Consider the following 13,767-nt stretch of genomic DNA (forward strand, 5'->3'; position numbering starts at 1 on the left):
CTTGCACCACCCTTTCACTACTCAATTAGTGAAAGGGTGGTTGTCGAGTGGTCGACTACCGGATCGACCGGCACAGCGGCGTGGCCACCTACGTCCAGATCGTGCAGCAGACCAAGCAGGCCCTGCGCCTGGGCCTGCTGGAGCCCGGCGACAAGCTGCCCACCGCCCGCGAGGTCGTCGAGGCCACCGCCGTGAACCCCAACACCGTGCTGAAGGCCTACCGCGAGCTGGAACGCGAGGGCCTGGTGGAGGCCCGGCGCGGCCTCGGCACCTTCGTACGGCGTTCCCTGGGCGCCGCCCCCGCCGACTCCCCGCTGCGCGCGGAGCTGGAGGACTGGGCGTACCGGGCCCGCGAGGCCGGCCTGGAGCGGGAGGACGTGGCCGCGCTCTTCACCGCCGTACTCGAAACGCACTACCCCACACACCCGAAGACCCCCCAGGGAGACCCGTCATGACCGTCCCGGCCATCGAGGCGGACGCGCTCGGCAAACGCTTCGGGCGGCGCGCCGCCCGGGCGCTGCACGACTGTTCCTTCCGGCTGCCCGCCGGCCGCGTCTGCGCCGTCGTCGGCCCCAACGGCGCGGGCAAGTCCACGCTGCTCGCGATCGCCGCCGGGCTGCTCGCCCCCACCGACGGCACGATCACCGTCCTCGGCACCGACCCGGCGTCGGCCCGCCCCCGGGTGGGCTTCGTCGACCAGGACAAACCGCTGTACCCGCAGCTCACCGTCGCCGAGACGCTGCGCATGGGCGCCGACCTGAACCCCGGCCGCTGGGACGCGGACACCGCGGAGCGGGTCGTGGCCGGCGGGGACCTGGACCCGCGGGGGCGGATCCGCTCCCTCTCCGGCGGCCAGCGCACCCGCGTGGCCCTCGCCCTGGCCCTGGGCAAGCGGCCCGAACTGCTGCTCCTGGACGAGCCGATGGCCGACCTCGACCCGCTGGCCCGGCACGAGCTGATGGGCGTCCTGATGGGGCAGGCCGCCGCGCACGGCACGACGATCGTGATGTCCTCGCACGTCGTCGCCGAGCTGGAGGACTCCTGCGACCACCTGCTGCTGATCGGCGGCGGCCGGGTCCGCCTGGCCGGCGAGATCGACGACCTGCTGGCCGCCCACACCCGCGTCTCCGCCCCCGCGACGACGGACCTGGCCCCGCACGACGTCGTGGAGTCCCGCACCACCGGCCGCCAGCTCAGCGCGCTGCTCCGCCCGGCCGGCCCGCTGCCCGGCGACTGGCGCGCCGCCGCGCCGTCCCTGGAGGAACTCGTCCTGTCCTACCTGCGCAACCCCGAGGCCCCCACCCCGGCCCCCACCGCACCCGACACCGCGGAGGCCGCCGCGTGACCACCACCCTGACCACCGTCCCGTCCGAGACCGCCACCGGCCCCGCCCACGCGCCCCGCCAGCTGCGCTGGCTGATACGGCTGCACCGCCCGGCCCTCCTCGCCGGCGCGGCACTCGTGCTGCTGACCGGCGCGGCCCTGCTCTGGCTCGGCGGCCCGTTCACCGACGCCTCGGCGACGGCCTGGAAGCAGTACAACGCCTGCTCCTTCGACGAGAACTGCTCCTACGACCAGGACGCCATCCTCCGCTACAAGGGCGTGTACAACTACACGACCTACGCCGTGCTCGCCGTGCCGTTCCTGGTCGCCGCGTGGGCCGGCGGCTCGCTCACCGGCCGTGAGACGGAGTCCGGCACGACCCGCCTCGCCTGGACGCAGGGCGTCTCCCCGGCCCGCTGGCTGGCCTCCCGGCTCGCCTTCCCGGCCGTCCTGACCCTCGCGGCGACCGGCCTGCTCGCCCTGCTGCACCGCCTCGCCTGGACCGCGGCCGAGGGCCGCGTCGACACCGCCCTGTCGTGGGACCACACCCCCACCTTCTACGCCAACGGCACCGTCCTGGTGGCTCTCGCCCTTGCCGGGCTGGCCGCGGGCGTCCTCGCGGGGCTGTTGCTGCGCCGTGCGATGGCCGCGCTCGCCGCGGCCGCGGTCGCGCTCGGGGCGCTGTGGGCGGCCGTCCACGCCGCCCTGCCGCGTCTGTGGCCCGCGATCACCGAGGTGAGCAGTCTGCGGGACGGCCCGAGGGGGGACGGCATCCTGGTCGGGCAGGGCGTGGTGACCGCCGACGGCGACCGGCTGGCCGCTCCCTGCTACACCAGCACGCTGCCCGGCTGCGAGGCGAGCCTGTCCGACGTGCACGCCGTCAGCTTCTACCGCGACATCCACCCCGCCGCCCACTACTGGCCGCTCCAGCTGGTCGCCTCCGGCATCGTGCTCGCCGTCGCCGCCCTGGCGACGCTCGCCGCGTTCCGGCTGCTGCGCCGGCGCACCGGGAAGGCCGCCGGATGAACGGCACGACCACGGCGGCCCGGGCCCGGCTGCCCCGGACGGTGCTGCGGGTGCACCGCACCGCGCTGATCGTCTGGGGCGCCTTCGTCACGGGCCTGACCGGCTGGCTGGTGTGGCTGAACACGATCACCGTGGACTCCGTGCGCGCGGCGGAGGCCGAGTGCTCGCGCGGCCCGTGGACCTGCGTGGACCTCTTCGAGGGCCTGCGCTACAGCGAACCGACCGGCTACGTCGGCTTCCTCACCGGCTACGGCTTCCTCGCCGTCGCCGCGTTCGCCGGCGGCTCGCTGATCGGCCGCGAGCTGGAGTCCGGCACCGCCAGACTGGCCTGGACGCAGGAGGTCACCCCCGCCCGCTGGCTGACCGCCAAGCTCGCCGTGCCGGCCCTCGCGCTCGTCGTCGGCGGCACCGTCCTGGTCCTGGCGTTCCGCTGGGGCTGGGCGGCCAACCGGGACCTCATGGGCGACCACTGGGCCTTCGCCGAGGTGTTCGTGGCACGCGGCCCGGCGACCGTGGCGTACGCGTTGTGCGCCCTGGCCGTCGGCACGCTCACCGCGCTGCTGCTGCCCCGCGCGCTGCCCGCGCTCGCCGTGTCGGTCGCCGCGATGTGGCTGCTCAACCTGGTCCTGGAGCGCTGCCGCGCGTCCCTGCGGCCGGCCGTCACCCGGACCTCGCCGAAGCGGTTCGAACTGCCGGACGGCGTCTGGCAGCAGGGAGGGGGCCGCACCGGCACCGGCGGCCACTACGCCACGTACCACCCGGCCTCCCACTTCTGGCCGCTGCACCTGGTGGAGACCGGCATCGTGCTGGCCGTCGCGGCCCTCGCCACGACCGCCGCCTTCGCGGTGCTGCGCCGCCGCACGGCCTGACGCGCGCCCGTACGTCCCTTCCGGCCGGGAAGGGACGTACGGCTTCCGCACCGGGTCCCGCCCACCCCCGCGGGCCGCCGCCCGATATCCGGGACGTCATGTCTCCGTAACCATCGATTCAGACAGGCTTGCGACGCTCGGCCAATGAATCCCGCCGTGCCAGAGCCTTCACCGCCCCGAAGGGTGAACGGGGGGAACGGGAACGCCCCAGGGCCACCACCGCTCCCGCCCGCGTCCTCCGACGCGCCCGTGACGCCGGCGGCGCGGAACAATGGGGCCATGAGCCAGCCCAGCACCCAGGCACAGGTACAGCACCCGCAGCCCTCCGTGGGCTCCATAGCCGCCCACCGCCCCCACACCGTGGCCGGAACGGTCTCCGACCTGGAACCCGACATCGACGCGGACCTCGACGGTTACGAGGAGTCGGTGGCCGACGGCGCCGCCCCGCTCCCGCAGGGCCGCTTCCTCGACCGGGAACGCAGCTGGCTCGCGTTCAACGAACGCGTCCTCGAACTCGCCGAGGACCCCAGCACCCCGCTGCTGGAGCGCGCCAACTTCCTCGCGATCTTCGCCAGCAACCTGGACGAGTTCTTCATGGTCCGCGTGGCCGGACTGAAGCGCCGCATCGCCACCGGCGTCGCCACCCGCTCCGCCTCCGGCCTCCAGCCGCGCGAGGTGCTGGAGATGATCTGGGCCCGCTCCCGCGAGTTGATGGCCCGGCACGCCGCCTGCTACCACGAGGACGTCGCCCCCGCGCTCGCGGAGGAGGGCATCCACCTGGTCCGCTGGAACGAGCTGACGGAGAAGGAGCAGGCCCGCCTGTTCACCCTCTTCCGGCACCAGATCTTCCCGGTCCTCACCCCCCTCGCGGTCGACCCGGCGCACCCCTTCCCGTACATATCCGGCCTGTCGCTGAACCTGGCCGTGGTCGTGCGCAACCCGGTCACCGGTCACCGGCACTTCGCCCGCGTGAAGGTGCCGCCGCTGCTGTCCCGCTTCCTGGAGAGCTCCCCCGGCCGCTACGTCCCCCTCGAGGACGTCATCGCCGCCCACCTGGAGGAGCTGTTCCCGGGCATGGAGGTGCTGCAGCACCACGCCTTCCGCCTCACCCGCAACGAGGACCTCGAGGTCGAGGAGGACGACGCGGAGAACCTGCTCCAGGCGCTGGAGAAAGAGCTCATGCGGCGCCGCTTCGGGCCGCCGGTGCGCCTGGAGGTCGAGGAGTCCATCGACCGCGAGGTGCTGGACCTGCTGGTGCGCGAGCTGAAGGTCGGCGAGGCCGAGGTGTACCCGCTGCCGGGTCCGCTCGACCTCACCGGTCTGTTCCGCATCCACGGCCTGGACCGGCCCGAGCTGAAGTACCCGAAGTTCATCGCCGGCACCCACCGTGACCTGGCGGAGGTCGAGACGGCGTCGCAGCCCGACGTCTTCGCCGCGCTGCGCAGCCGGGACGTGCTGCTGCACCACCCGTACGACTCGTTCTCCACCTCCGTGCAGGCGTTCCTGCAGCAGGCCGCCGAGGACCCCGACGTGCTGGCCATCAAGCAGACCCTGTACCGCACGTCGGGCGACTCCCCCATCGTCGACGCGCTGATCGACGCCGCCGAGGCCGGCAAGCAGGTACTGGTCCTGGTCGAGATCAAGGCGCGCTTCGACGAGCACGCGAACATCAAGTGGGCGCGCAAGCTGGAGGAGGCCGGCTGCCACGTCGTGTACGGCCTGGTCGGCCTGAAGACCCACTGCAAGCTGTCCCTGGTGGTCCGTCAGGAGGGCGACACGCTCCGGCGGTACAGCCACGTCGGCACCGGCAACTACCACCCGAAGACGGCCCGCCTCTACGAGGACCTCGGGCTGCTCACCGCCGACCCGCAGGTCGGCGCGGACCTGTCCGACCTGTTCAACCGGCTCTCCGGCTACTCCCGCCGCGAGACCTACCGGCGGCTGCTGGTCGCCCCCAAGTCCCTGCGGGACGGCCTGGTCTCCCGCATCGACAAGGAGGCCCAGCACCACCGCGCCGGCCGGCCCGCCTACGTCCGCATCAAGGTCAACTCGATGGTCGACGAGGCCGTCATCGACGCCTGCTACCGGGCGTCGCAGGCGGGCGTGCCGGTCGACATCTGGGTGCGCGGCATCTGCGCGATCCGGCCGGGCGTGGCGGGCCTGTCGGAGAACGTGCGGGTGCGGTCCGTCCTCGGCCGCTTCCTCGAGCACTCCCGCGTGTTCGCCTTCGGCAACGGCGGCGAGCCCGAGGTGTGGTTCGGCAGCGCGGACATGATGCACCGCAACCTCGACCGCCGTATAGAGGCGCTGGTACGGGTCACCGACCCGGCTCACCGGGCGGCCCTGAACCGGATGCTGGAGACCGGCATGTCGGACACCACCGCGTCCTGGCACCTCGCCGCGGACGGCGAGTGGACCCGGCACGCGACGGACGCGGACGGCCAGCCCTTGCGCAACGTCCAGGAGATGTTCATAGACGCCCGGAGGCGCCGGCGTGGCACAGCGACACCTTGATCCGACGGCCGGTCCGGTACCGGCGGACGCCCTGGCCCGTTATCTACGGGACCAGGCGACCGAATTCCTCCGCGCGCTGCGCCTCCACCGGGAGACCGGTGCGGGCGCGGCCGCGTCGGACGGTTCCGTCGAGGCGGCCCGCTCGCTGCGCCGCGCGGCCCGCCGCATCAGCGCCAGCCTGCACACCTTCCAGCCGGTCCTGGACCCCGACTGGTCGGAGGCGATGCGCCCCGAACTGGCCTGGGTCTCCGGCACCCTGGCCCTGGAGCACGCCTGCGCGTCCCGCCTGGACCAGCTCCTCCTCGCCCTGCACCGGCTGTCGGGGGCGGCGCCCCTCCCGGCCCGGCGGACGGCCGCGTCCCGCGCGCAGGCCCCGGCCGGCCTGACACTCACCGGACCCGGCACCACCACGGCCTCCGCGGCCACCGCGTCCGCCGCCACCGCCGTGGCCACCGTGGACGCGGACGCCGACGACGGGAAAGCCCCCCAGGAAACGCCCCCGCCCGGCCACGAACCCCGCACCGGCGGTACGGGAGGCAACGGGCTCCCGGCCGAGGGCGAACTCGAGGCCGGCCGGCCCGCACGCCTGCGCCACGCCGCCGCGGCGACCGCGACGGGCACCGTCCCGAGGACCCCCGGCCGCAAGGCCACCACCCTCACCGCCCCCGCGGCGGCCCCCGCACCGGACCGGGGGAACCTGACCGTCGGCGCCGCCAAGGCCGGTGCGCTGCTGGACCGGCAGCTGACGCTGGCCCGGACCCGGGCGCACTCCACCGCGCTCCAGGCGCTCGGCTCCTCCCGGTTCCACGCGGTCGCCGACAAGGTGGCCGTGCTCGCCAGCGAGGTACCGCTGTCCCCGGCGGCGGCCGACGCCGACCTGCGCCCGCTCGCCGACGCCGCGCGCGAGCGGCTCGCCGACGCCGTCGCCGCGCTGCCCCTGCTCACCGCGGGCAGCCCGTACAACGCCGAGGCCCTGATCCACGGCCTCTCCCCGGATCCCGCCCCGCACCCGCAGGACGCCCCCTGGCACCAGGTCCGGCTCCTCCTGCGCCTGCACCGCTACGCCCTCGAGGTCCTCCGGGCCGGCCCGGACCCGGGCCTCCTCGCCGCCGGCGAGGCACTGGACCGGCACCGCGACGCCGCCGAGGCGGCGGCCGCCGCCGCGCAGGCGGCCCGTACCCCGCGGATCGCCCCGGCCACGGCGTACGCGCTGGGCGTGCTCCACGCCGACCAGCGGCACGAGGTGGAGGCGGCGCGGTACGCGTTCCAGCGGTCCTGGCAGAAGGAGAACACCGGCACGTCATAGGGAGGCGCACAGTGAGCACCCCGGGTTCCGCGTCCCACCGCACCCTCACCGTCCAGGCCGCCGGCTGCGTCCTGTGGCGCCGCTCCCCCGTGACCGGCGAGCTGGAGCTCTGTCTCGTCCACCGGCCGAAGTACGACGACTGGTCCTGGCCCAAGGGCAAGCTCAAGCGCGGCGAGGACCCGCTGGCCGGCGCCCTGCGCGAGGTCGCCGAGGAGACGGGCCACACGGCCGTCCCGGCCGCCGAGCTCCCCAGCGCGCACTACCTGGCGAACGGCCGCCCCAAGCGGGTCCGTTACTGGGCGGCCGAAGCGGTCTCGGGCGCGTTCACCCCGACCGACGAGGTCGACCGCGTCCTGTGGCTCCCCCCGGAAGCCGCCCACGCCCACCTCACCGAGCCCCGGGACGCCGATCTGGTGGACGCCCTCCTCACCGCCCTCCGTCCGGCACGGTGAGTGTCCTGTTCCCGCCCGGTATCCCCTTGTGTCCTCGACGTGAGCGTTCCGTGACCTCACCGCACCGTCCCCAGGGGTTCACCGCGCGTTCATTTACGCCCATCGGCTCCTTCACCTGTTCTGCCTAATTTCGGCCTTACACGATGCGGATCGCCCGGAGAGATGGATGGGTGACCGTGTCACCCACACTTCGCACGCCGCCGAATTCAGGACGGCGGCCACTGGAAGGAACTCAAGTGAAGCTTCAGCGCAAGAACCGGCGGGCCCTCGCTCTCGGTGCTCTCGCCGTCTCCGGCGCCCTGGCCCTCACGGCGTGCGGCTCCGACGACACCGGTGACAGCGGCAGCGGAGACGCCACCACGAGCACGCAGGCCGGCAACATCAAGTGTGACGACGCCAGTGGCCAGCTCCTCGCCGACGGTTCGTCCGCGCAGAAGAACGCGATCGACGCGTGGGTGAAGCAGTTCGCCGCCGCGTGCAAGGGCGTCCAGATCAACTACAAGGGTGGCGGCTCCGGCGCCGGCATCACCGCGTTCACCCAGGGCACCGTCGGCTTCGCCGGTTCGGACTCCGCGCTGGAGGCCGAGGAGATCGCCGCCACCAAGAAGGTCTGCTCCGGCGGCCAGGGCATCGACCTGCCGATGGTCGGCGGCCCGATCGCCGTGGCGTACAACGTCGAGGGCGTCGACGACCTCGTCCTGGACGCGCCGACCCTGGCGAAGATCTTCAGCGACAAGATCAAGAACTGGAACGACCCGGCGATCGCGAAGCTGAACCCCGACGCCAAGCTCCCCGACCTCAAGATCCAGGCGTTCCACCGCTCCGAGGACTCCGGCACCACGGACAACTTCACCAAGTACCTGATCGAGACCACCCCGGAGAACTGGAAGTACGAGGGCGGCAAGGCCTGGACGGCCCCCGGCGGCCAGTCCGCGTCCGGCTCCTCCGGTGTCGCCCAGCAGGTCAAGCAGACCAACGGCGCGATCAGCTACATGGAGCTCTCCTACGCCAAGGACTCCTCCGTGGTCGCCATCGACACGGGCGCCGCCGAGCCCGTCAAGGCCTCGGTCGAGGGTGCCACCAAGGCCATCGCGGACGCCAAGGTCGTCGGCACCGGCAAGGACCTGGCCCTGGAGCTGAACTACGCCACCAAGGCCGAGGGCGCCTACCCGATCACCCTGGTCACCTACGAGATCGTCTGCGACAAGGGCAACAAGGCGGAGAGCCTGCCGACCGTCAAGGCGTTCCTGAACTACATCGCCAGCGAGGACGGCCAGCAGGTCCTCGCCGAGAACGACTACGCCCCCATGCCCGAAGAGATCATCACCAAGGTCCGCAGCACCATTGCCGGCCTGAGCTGACCCGAGTGTGCGGCCCGGTCCCCCCGCGGGACCGGGCCGCACCGTCCGGTGCACCGCCGCCAGGAGCCCCGTACACAGCAGGGCGCCGCAGACCGGAGAACCCGATGGACATAACCACGAAGACACCTCCTCCCCCACCACAGCCGACCGTGGCCGAGCAGAAGCGCACCGTCCGCGGCGCCACCCGTCCCGGAGACCGCGTCTTCCTCGGTCTCGCCCGTGGCTCGGGCATCTTCCTGCTGGTGATCATGGCCGCCATCGCGGTCTTCCTCACCTGGCGTGCCGCCGTCGCCATCGGCAAGAACGAGGGCGACTTCCTCACGACCTTCGAGTGGAACACCGGCGGCACCGAGCCGGTCTTCGGCATCGCGGTCCTGGCCTACGGCACGATCGTCTCCTCGATCATCGCCATGGTCATCGCGGTCCCGATCGCCGTCGCCATCGCGCTGTTCCTCACCCACTACGCCCCGCGCAGGCTGAGCGGCCCGATCGCCTACGTGATCGACCTGCTCGCCGCCGTACCGTCCATCGTGTACGGCCTGTGGGGCGCCCTGATCCTCGTCCCGCACATGAACGGCCTCTTCGGCTGGCTGAACGACTACTTCCGCTGGACCGGCATCTTCTCGTGGGAGGAAGGCCCGGCCCGCTCGATGCTCACCGTCGGCATCCTGCTCGCGATCATGATCCTGCCGATCATCACCAACGTGAGCCGCGAGGTGTTCCGGCAGGTCCCGCGGATGAACGAGGAGGCCGCGCTGGCCCTCGGCGCCACGCGCTGGGAGGTCATCCGGATGTCGGTGCTGCCCTTCGGCCGTTCCGGTGTGATCTCCGCCTCGATGCTCGGCCTGGGCCGCGCGCTCGGCGAGACGATGGCCGTCGCCACCGTGCTCTCCCCGGACTTCCTGATCCACGGCAGCCTGCTCAACCCGGGCGGCGGCACCTTCGCCCAGAACATCGCCAGCAAGTTCGGTGAGGCGGACGAGTTCGGCCGTGACGCGCTGATCGCCTCCGGTCTCGTCCTGTTCGTCATCACCCTGCTGGTCAACGGCGCGGCCCGCATGATCATCGCCCGCCGCAAGGAGTACTCGGGGGCCAACGCATGAGCACCACGACCGTCCAGCGCCCGAGCACGCTCCAGGGCGCCCGGCTGCCGAAGTGGTCCCCCTGGGCCATCGCCGCGGGTTCGCTCGCCGTCGCCGTCGGCCTCGGCCTGGCCACCGGCCTCGAGAGCCGGGTCCAGTGGGGCCTGATCGCCGCGCTGCTCTTCGTCCTCGGTACGTACTTCATCGCCGCCGGCGTCGAGGGCAAGCGCCAGGCCAAGGACCGCGTCGCGACCTCGCTGGTCTGGGTCGCCTTCCTGCTCGCCGTGGTGCCGCTGGTCTCCCTGGTGTGGACGACCCTCTCCCGCGGTGTGAAGGTCCTCGACGGCTACTTCCTGAGCCACTCCATGGGCGTCGTCGCCGACACCGAGCCCGGCGGCGGCATCTACCACGCCATCATCGGCACCGTGGAGCAGGTCGGCATCGCCACCCTGATCGCCGCGCCGATCGGCGTGCTCACCGCGATCTACCTGGTCGAGTACGGCCGCGGTTCCCTGGCCCGCGCCGTCACCTTCTTCGTCGACGTGATGACCGGCATCCCGTCGATCGTCGCCGGTCTGTTCATCCTCAGCCTCCTGCTCATCTTCGACCTGGGCTTCTCCGGCTTCGCGGGCGCCCTCGCCCTCGCGATCCTGATGATGCCGGTCGTGGTCCGTTCCACGGAGGAGATGCTCAAGCTCGTCCCGAACGAGCTGCGTGAGGCGTCCCTGGCGCTGGGCGTGCCCAAGTGGCGCACCATCCTGAAGGTGGTCCTGCCGACCGCGGTCGGCGGTATCACCACCGGTGTGATGCTGGCGGTCGCCCGCATCGCCGGTGAGACCGCACCCGTCCTGCTGCTGGTGTTCGGCAACCCGTTCATCAACAACAACCCCTTCGACGGGGCGCAGGCGTCGCTGCCGCTGTACGTCTACCAGCAGTACGCGAACAGCGCGGGCTCGGAAGCGGCGTACGACCGCGCCTGGGCCGCGGCTCTCACCCTGATCGCCTTCGTGATGATCCTCAACCTGGCGGCCCGCGGCATCGCCCGCTGGAAGGCCCCGAAGACCGGTCGCTGACGCGGCCATAAGCGACCGATCTCACGACTTTCTCGAAAGAAGCAGTGATTCCCATGGCCAAGCGCATTGATGTCAGCGGCCTCAACGCCTACTACGGCTCGTTCCTGGCCATCGAGGACATCTCGATGACCGTCGAGCCCCGCTCCGTGACGGCCTTCATCGGCCCGTCCGGCTGCGGCAAGTCGACCTTCCTGCGCACGCTCAACCGCATGCACGAGGTCACCCCCGGCGGCCGGGTGGACGGCAAGGTCATGCTCGACGACGAGAACCTCTACGGCGCCGGCATCGACCCGGTGTCCGTGCGCCGCGAGGTCGGCATGGTCTTCCAGCGCCCGAACCCGTTCCCGACGATGTCGGTCTACGACAACGTGGCGGCGGGCCTGCGCCTGAACGGGAAGTACAAGAAGTCCCAGCTGGACGACATCGTCGAGAAGTCCCTCAAGGGCGCCAACCTCTGGAACGAGGTCAAGGACCGCCTGAACAAGCCGGGCTCCGGCCTCTCCGGCGGCCAGCAGCAGCGTCTGTGCATCGCCCGCGCGATCGCGGTCGAGCCGAACGTCCTGCTGATGGACGAGCCCTGCTCCGCCCTGGACCCGATCTCGACGCTCGCCATCGAGGACCTGATCGGCGAGCTGAAGGAGCGCTTCACGATCGTCATCGTGACGCACAACATGCAGCAGGCGGCCCGCGTCTCCGACCGCACCGCCTTCTTCAACCTGGCGGCGGTCGGCCAGCCCGGCAAGCTGATCGAGATCGACGACACCGAGCGCATCTTCTCCAACCCGTCGGTCCAGGCCACGGAGGACTACATCTCCGGCCGCTTCGGCTAGGCCGCGGAGCTCCTCGCGGTGCTGCATGGCGGTGCCACCGCGAGGCACAAAGGGCCCGCCCCCGACTCCCGGGGGCGGGCCCTCATAACGTGCGGGCAGTCGTGCCGCGCAACCGCGCGTAGCCGCGTAGCCGCGGGCAATCGTGCCGCTGGGGCGGCACGGGTGGGCGCGGTTACGCGGCACGACTGCCCGCGGCTGACGCGCAGGCACGGCTAAAGCACAACCAGATTCACCAGCCCGAACGACAGCGCAGCGACCACCGCCGCCGCCGGCATGGTGATGAACCACCCGAGGACGATGTTCTTGGCCACCCCCCACCGCACGGCGTTGACCCGCTTCGTCGCCCCCACACCCATGATCGCCGAAGTGATCACATGCGTCGTGGAGATCGGCGCGTGGAACAGGAACGCCGACCCGAACATGATCGACGCCCCCGTCGTCTCCGCGGCGAACCCCTGCGGCGGATCAAGCTCGATGATCTTCCGCCCCAGCGTCCGCATGATGCGCCACCCGCCCGCGTACGTCCCCGCGGACAGCATCAACGCACAGGCGATCTTCACCCACACCGGAATCGGATCGCCGTAGTCCTCGACATCCGCGATGACCAGCGCCATCACCACGATGCCCATCGTCTTCTGCGCGTCCTGCAGGCCGTGCCCCAGCGCCATGCCCGCCGCGGAAACGGTCTGCGCGATCCGGAACCCCCGCTTGGCCTTGTGCGGATTGGCCCGCCGGAAGATCCAGAGGATCACGGTCATCACCAGGTAACCGGCGAGCAGACCGACGACCGGCGACACGAACATCGGAATGACGATCTTGTCGACCACCCCGTGCCAGTACACCGTCGTCCCCCCGGCCAGCGCCGCCCCGACCATGCCCCCGAACAGCGCGTGGGACGACGACGACGGCAGCCCGAAGTACCAGGTGATCAGGTTCCAGACGATCGCCCCGACCAGCGCGGCGAAGAGGATCCCCATCCCCTTGGATCCCTCGGGTGTCTGGATCACCCCCTCGCTGACGGTCTTGGCGACCCCGGAACCCATGAACGCGCCGGCGAGGTTCATCACGGCCGCCATCGCCAGCGCCGCCCGGGGCGTCAGCGCCCGCGTCGACACGGACGTGGCGATCGCGTTCGCCGAGTCGTGGAAGCCGTTGGTGTAGGTGAAGAAGAGCGCGACCCCGATGGTCACGACCAGAGCGAAGGTGTCCATGAAGTGCTCAGGACTCCTTGACGGCGATGGTCTCCACCGTGTTCGCCACGTGCTCGAAGGCGTCGGCCGCCTCCTCCAGTACGTCCACGACCTGCTTGAGCTTCAGCACCTCGATCGCGTCGTACTTGCCGTTGAAGAGGTGGGCCAGCAGCTTGCGGTGGATCTGGTCGGCCTGGTTCTCCAGCCGGTTGACCTCGATCCAGTACTCGGTGAGGTTCTCCATGGTGCGCAGGTGCGGCATGGCCTCCGCGGTCAGCTCCGCGGCCCGCGCCAGGACCTCGATCTGCTGCTCGACGCCCTTGGGCAGTTCCTCGATGTTGTAGAGGACGACCAGGTCGACGGCCTCCTCCATGAAGTCCATGATGTCGTCGAGGGACGACGCGAGGGAGTAGATGTCCTCACGGTCGAACGGCGTGATGAACGAGGAGTTCAGCTGGTGGAAGATCGCATGCGTGGCGTCGTCACCTGCGTGTTCCGCGGCCCGCATACGCTCTGCGATCTCGGCTCGGGCGGAGGGGTCCGCCCCGAGCAGTTCCATCAGGAGTTTCGAGCCCGTGACGATGTTGTCCGCGGACGCGGCGAACATGTCGTAGAAGCTCGTCTCCCTGGGGGTCAGACGAAAGCGCACGTGGGGTCCTCGGTGAGCATCGGTTTCGGTCAGGCTGATGCTAGGCGCATCATCCGGCCACGACTAACGGGCCGCTCACCAGTGTCACCCAT

The 13,767-nt window shown here is 71.4% G+C and carries 13 protein-coding genes; 11 read left to right on the forward strand and 2 right to left on the reverse strand.

Annotated features, from left to right (window positions below; translation table 11 throughout):
* The first annotated feature begins 47 nt into the window (after window positions 1-47).
* The 11 genes from ACH5AO_RS31385 (at window position 48) to pstB (ending at window position 11,836) form a co-directional block, all read left to right on the forward strand.
* Window positions 48-455: a GntR family transcriptional regulator gene (locus tag ACH5AO_RS31385; protein ID WP_398930557.1), complete on the forward strand. Its 408-nt coding sequence runs from the start codon at window positions 48-50 to the stop codon at window positions 453-455.
* A complete protein-coding gene (locus ACH5AO_RS31390) occupies window positions 452-1,345 on the forward strand; it encodes an ABC transporter ATP-binding protein (protein WP_398930559.1) in 894 nt (297 codons plus the stop codon). The genes ACH5AO_RS31385 and ACH5AO_RS31390 overlap by 4 nt, the downstream gene beginning before the upstream one ends.
* The gene (locus tag ACH5AO_RS31395; RefSeq protein WP_398930561.1) at window positions 1,342-2,349 is read left to right on the forward strand and encodes an ABC transporter permease; all 1,008 of its coding nucleotides are present in this window, start codon (window positions 1,342-1,344) and stop codon (window positions 2,347-2,349) included. The genes ACH5AO_RS31390 and ACH5AO_RS31395 overlap by 4 nt, the downstream gene beginning before the upstream one ends.
* Entirely contained in the window at window positions 2,346-3,218 is an 873-nt protein-coding gene (locus ACH5AO_RS31400) for a hypothetical protein (protein ID WP_398930563.1), read from the forward strand. Before ACH5AO_RS31395 ends, ACH5AO_RS31400 begins: the two co-directional genes overlap by 4 nt.
* A gap of 144 nt (window positions 3,219-3,362) precedes the next feature.
* The gene (locus ACH5AO_RS31405; protein WP_398930565.1) at window positions 3,363-5,732 is read left to right on the forward strand and encodes an RNA degradosome polyphosphate kinase; all 2,370 of its coding nucleotides are present in this window, start codon (window positions 3,363-3,365) and stop codon (window positions 5,730-5,732) included.
* On the forward strand, window positions 5,713-7,038 hold the full coding sequence (locus tag ACH5AO_RS31410) for a CHAD domain-containing protein (protein ID WP_398930567.1): 1,326 nt from the start codon (window positions 5,713-5,715) through the stop codon (window positions 7,036-7,038). The genes ACH5AO_RS31405 and ACH5AO_RS31410 overlap by 20 nt, the downstream gene beginning before the upstream one ends.
* Window positions 7,039-7,049: 11 nt before the next feature.
* Window positions 7,050-7,490, forward strand: coding sequence for an NUDIX hydrolase (locus tag ACH5AO_RS31415; protein ID WP_398930569.1), 441 nt, complete (start codon window positions 7,050-7,052; stop codon window positions 7,488-7,490).
* Window positions 7,491-7,726: 236 nt separating this feature from the next.
* Entirely contained in the window at window positions 7,727-8,851 is a 1,125-nt protein-coding gene (gene pstS, locus ACH5AO_RS31420; protein ID WP_398930571.1) for a phosphate ABC transporter substrate-binding protein PstS, read from the forward strand.
* Between the two features lie 104 nt (window positions 8,852-8,955).
* Entirely contained in the window at window positions 8,956-9,954 is a 999-nt protein-coding gene (gene pstC / locus ACH5AO_RS31425; RefSeq protein WP_398930573.1) for a phosphate ABC transporter permease subunit PstC, read from the forward strand.
* Window positions 9,951-11,006, forward strand: a complete 1,056-nt coding sequence (pstA, locus tag ACH5AO_RS31430) for a phosphate ABC transporter permease PstA (protein WP_398930575.1) — start codon at window positions 9,951-9,953, stop codon at window positions 11,004-11,006. Before pstC ends, pstA begins: the two co-directional genes overlap by 4 nt.
* 53 nt (window positions 11,007-11,059) lie before the next feature.
* The gene (pstB, locus tag ACH5AO_RS31435; protein ID WP_398930577.1) at window positions 11,060-11,836 is read left to right on the forward strand and encodes a phosphate ABC transporter ATP-binding protein PstB; all 777 of its coding nucleotides are present in this window, start codon (window positions 11,060-11,062) and stop codon (window positions 11,834-11,836) included.
* A gap of 212 nt (window positions 11,837-12,048) precedes the next feature.
* Here pstB and pitH read toward each other — a convergent pair whose 3' ends face one another.
* Window positions 12,049-13,047 carry a low-affinity phosphate transporter PitH gene (gene pitH / locus ACH5AO_RS31440; protein ID WP_398930580.1) on the reverse strand — a complete coding sequence of 333 codons (999 nt, stop codon included), beginning with the start codon at window positions 13,045-13,047 and terminating at the stop codon, window positions 12,049-12,051.
* 7 nt (window positions 13,048-13,054) lie between these two features.
* Window positions 13,055-13,675, reverse strand: a complete 621-nt coding sequence (locus ACH5AO_RS31445) for a DUF47 domain-containing protein (RefSeq protein WP_030223622.1) — start codon at window positions 13,673-13,675, stop codon at window positions 13,055-13,057.
* Window positions 13,676-13,767 lie beyond the last annotated feature (92 nt).

Source organism: Streptomyces sp. NPDC018964 (assembly GCF_044390325.1).
In the GTDB taxonomy this organism is placed as follows: Bacteria; Actinomycetota; Actinomycetes; order Streptomycetales; family Streptomycetaceae; genus Streptomyces.

Excerpts from the sequence above, each read along its gene's own strand:
- ACH5AO_RS31390 (WP_398930559.1), top strand. The coding sequence starts at position 452 with ATGACCGTCCCGGCCATCGAGGCGGACGCGCTCGGCAAACGCTTCGGG.
- ACH5AO_RS31400 (WP_398930563.1), top strand. The coding sequence starts at position 2,346 with ATGAACGGCACGACCACGGCGGCCCGGGCCCGGCTGCCCCGGACGGTG.
- ACH5AO_RS31405 (WP_398930565.1), top strand. The coding sequence starts at position 3,363 with ATGAATCCCGCCGTGCCAGAGCCTTCACCGCCCCGAAGGGTGAACGGG.
- pstC (WP_398930573.1), top strand. The coding sequence starts at position 8,956 with ATGGACATAACCACGAAGACACCTCCTCCCCCACCACAGCCGACCGTG.
- pstA (WP_398930575.1), top strand. The coding sequence starts at position 9,951 with ATGAGCACCACGACCGTCCAGCGCCCGAGCACGCTCCAGGGCGCCCGG.
- pstB (WP_398930577.1), top strand. The coding sequence starts at position 11,060 with ATGGCCAAGCGCATTGATGTCAGCGGCCTCAACGCCTACTACGGCTCG.
- pitH (WP_398930580.1), bottom strand. The coding sequence starts at position 13,047 with ATGGACACCTTCGCTCTGGTCGTGACCATCGGGGTCGCGCTCTTCTTC.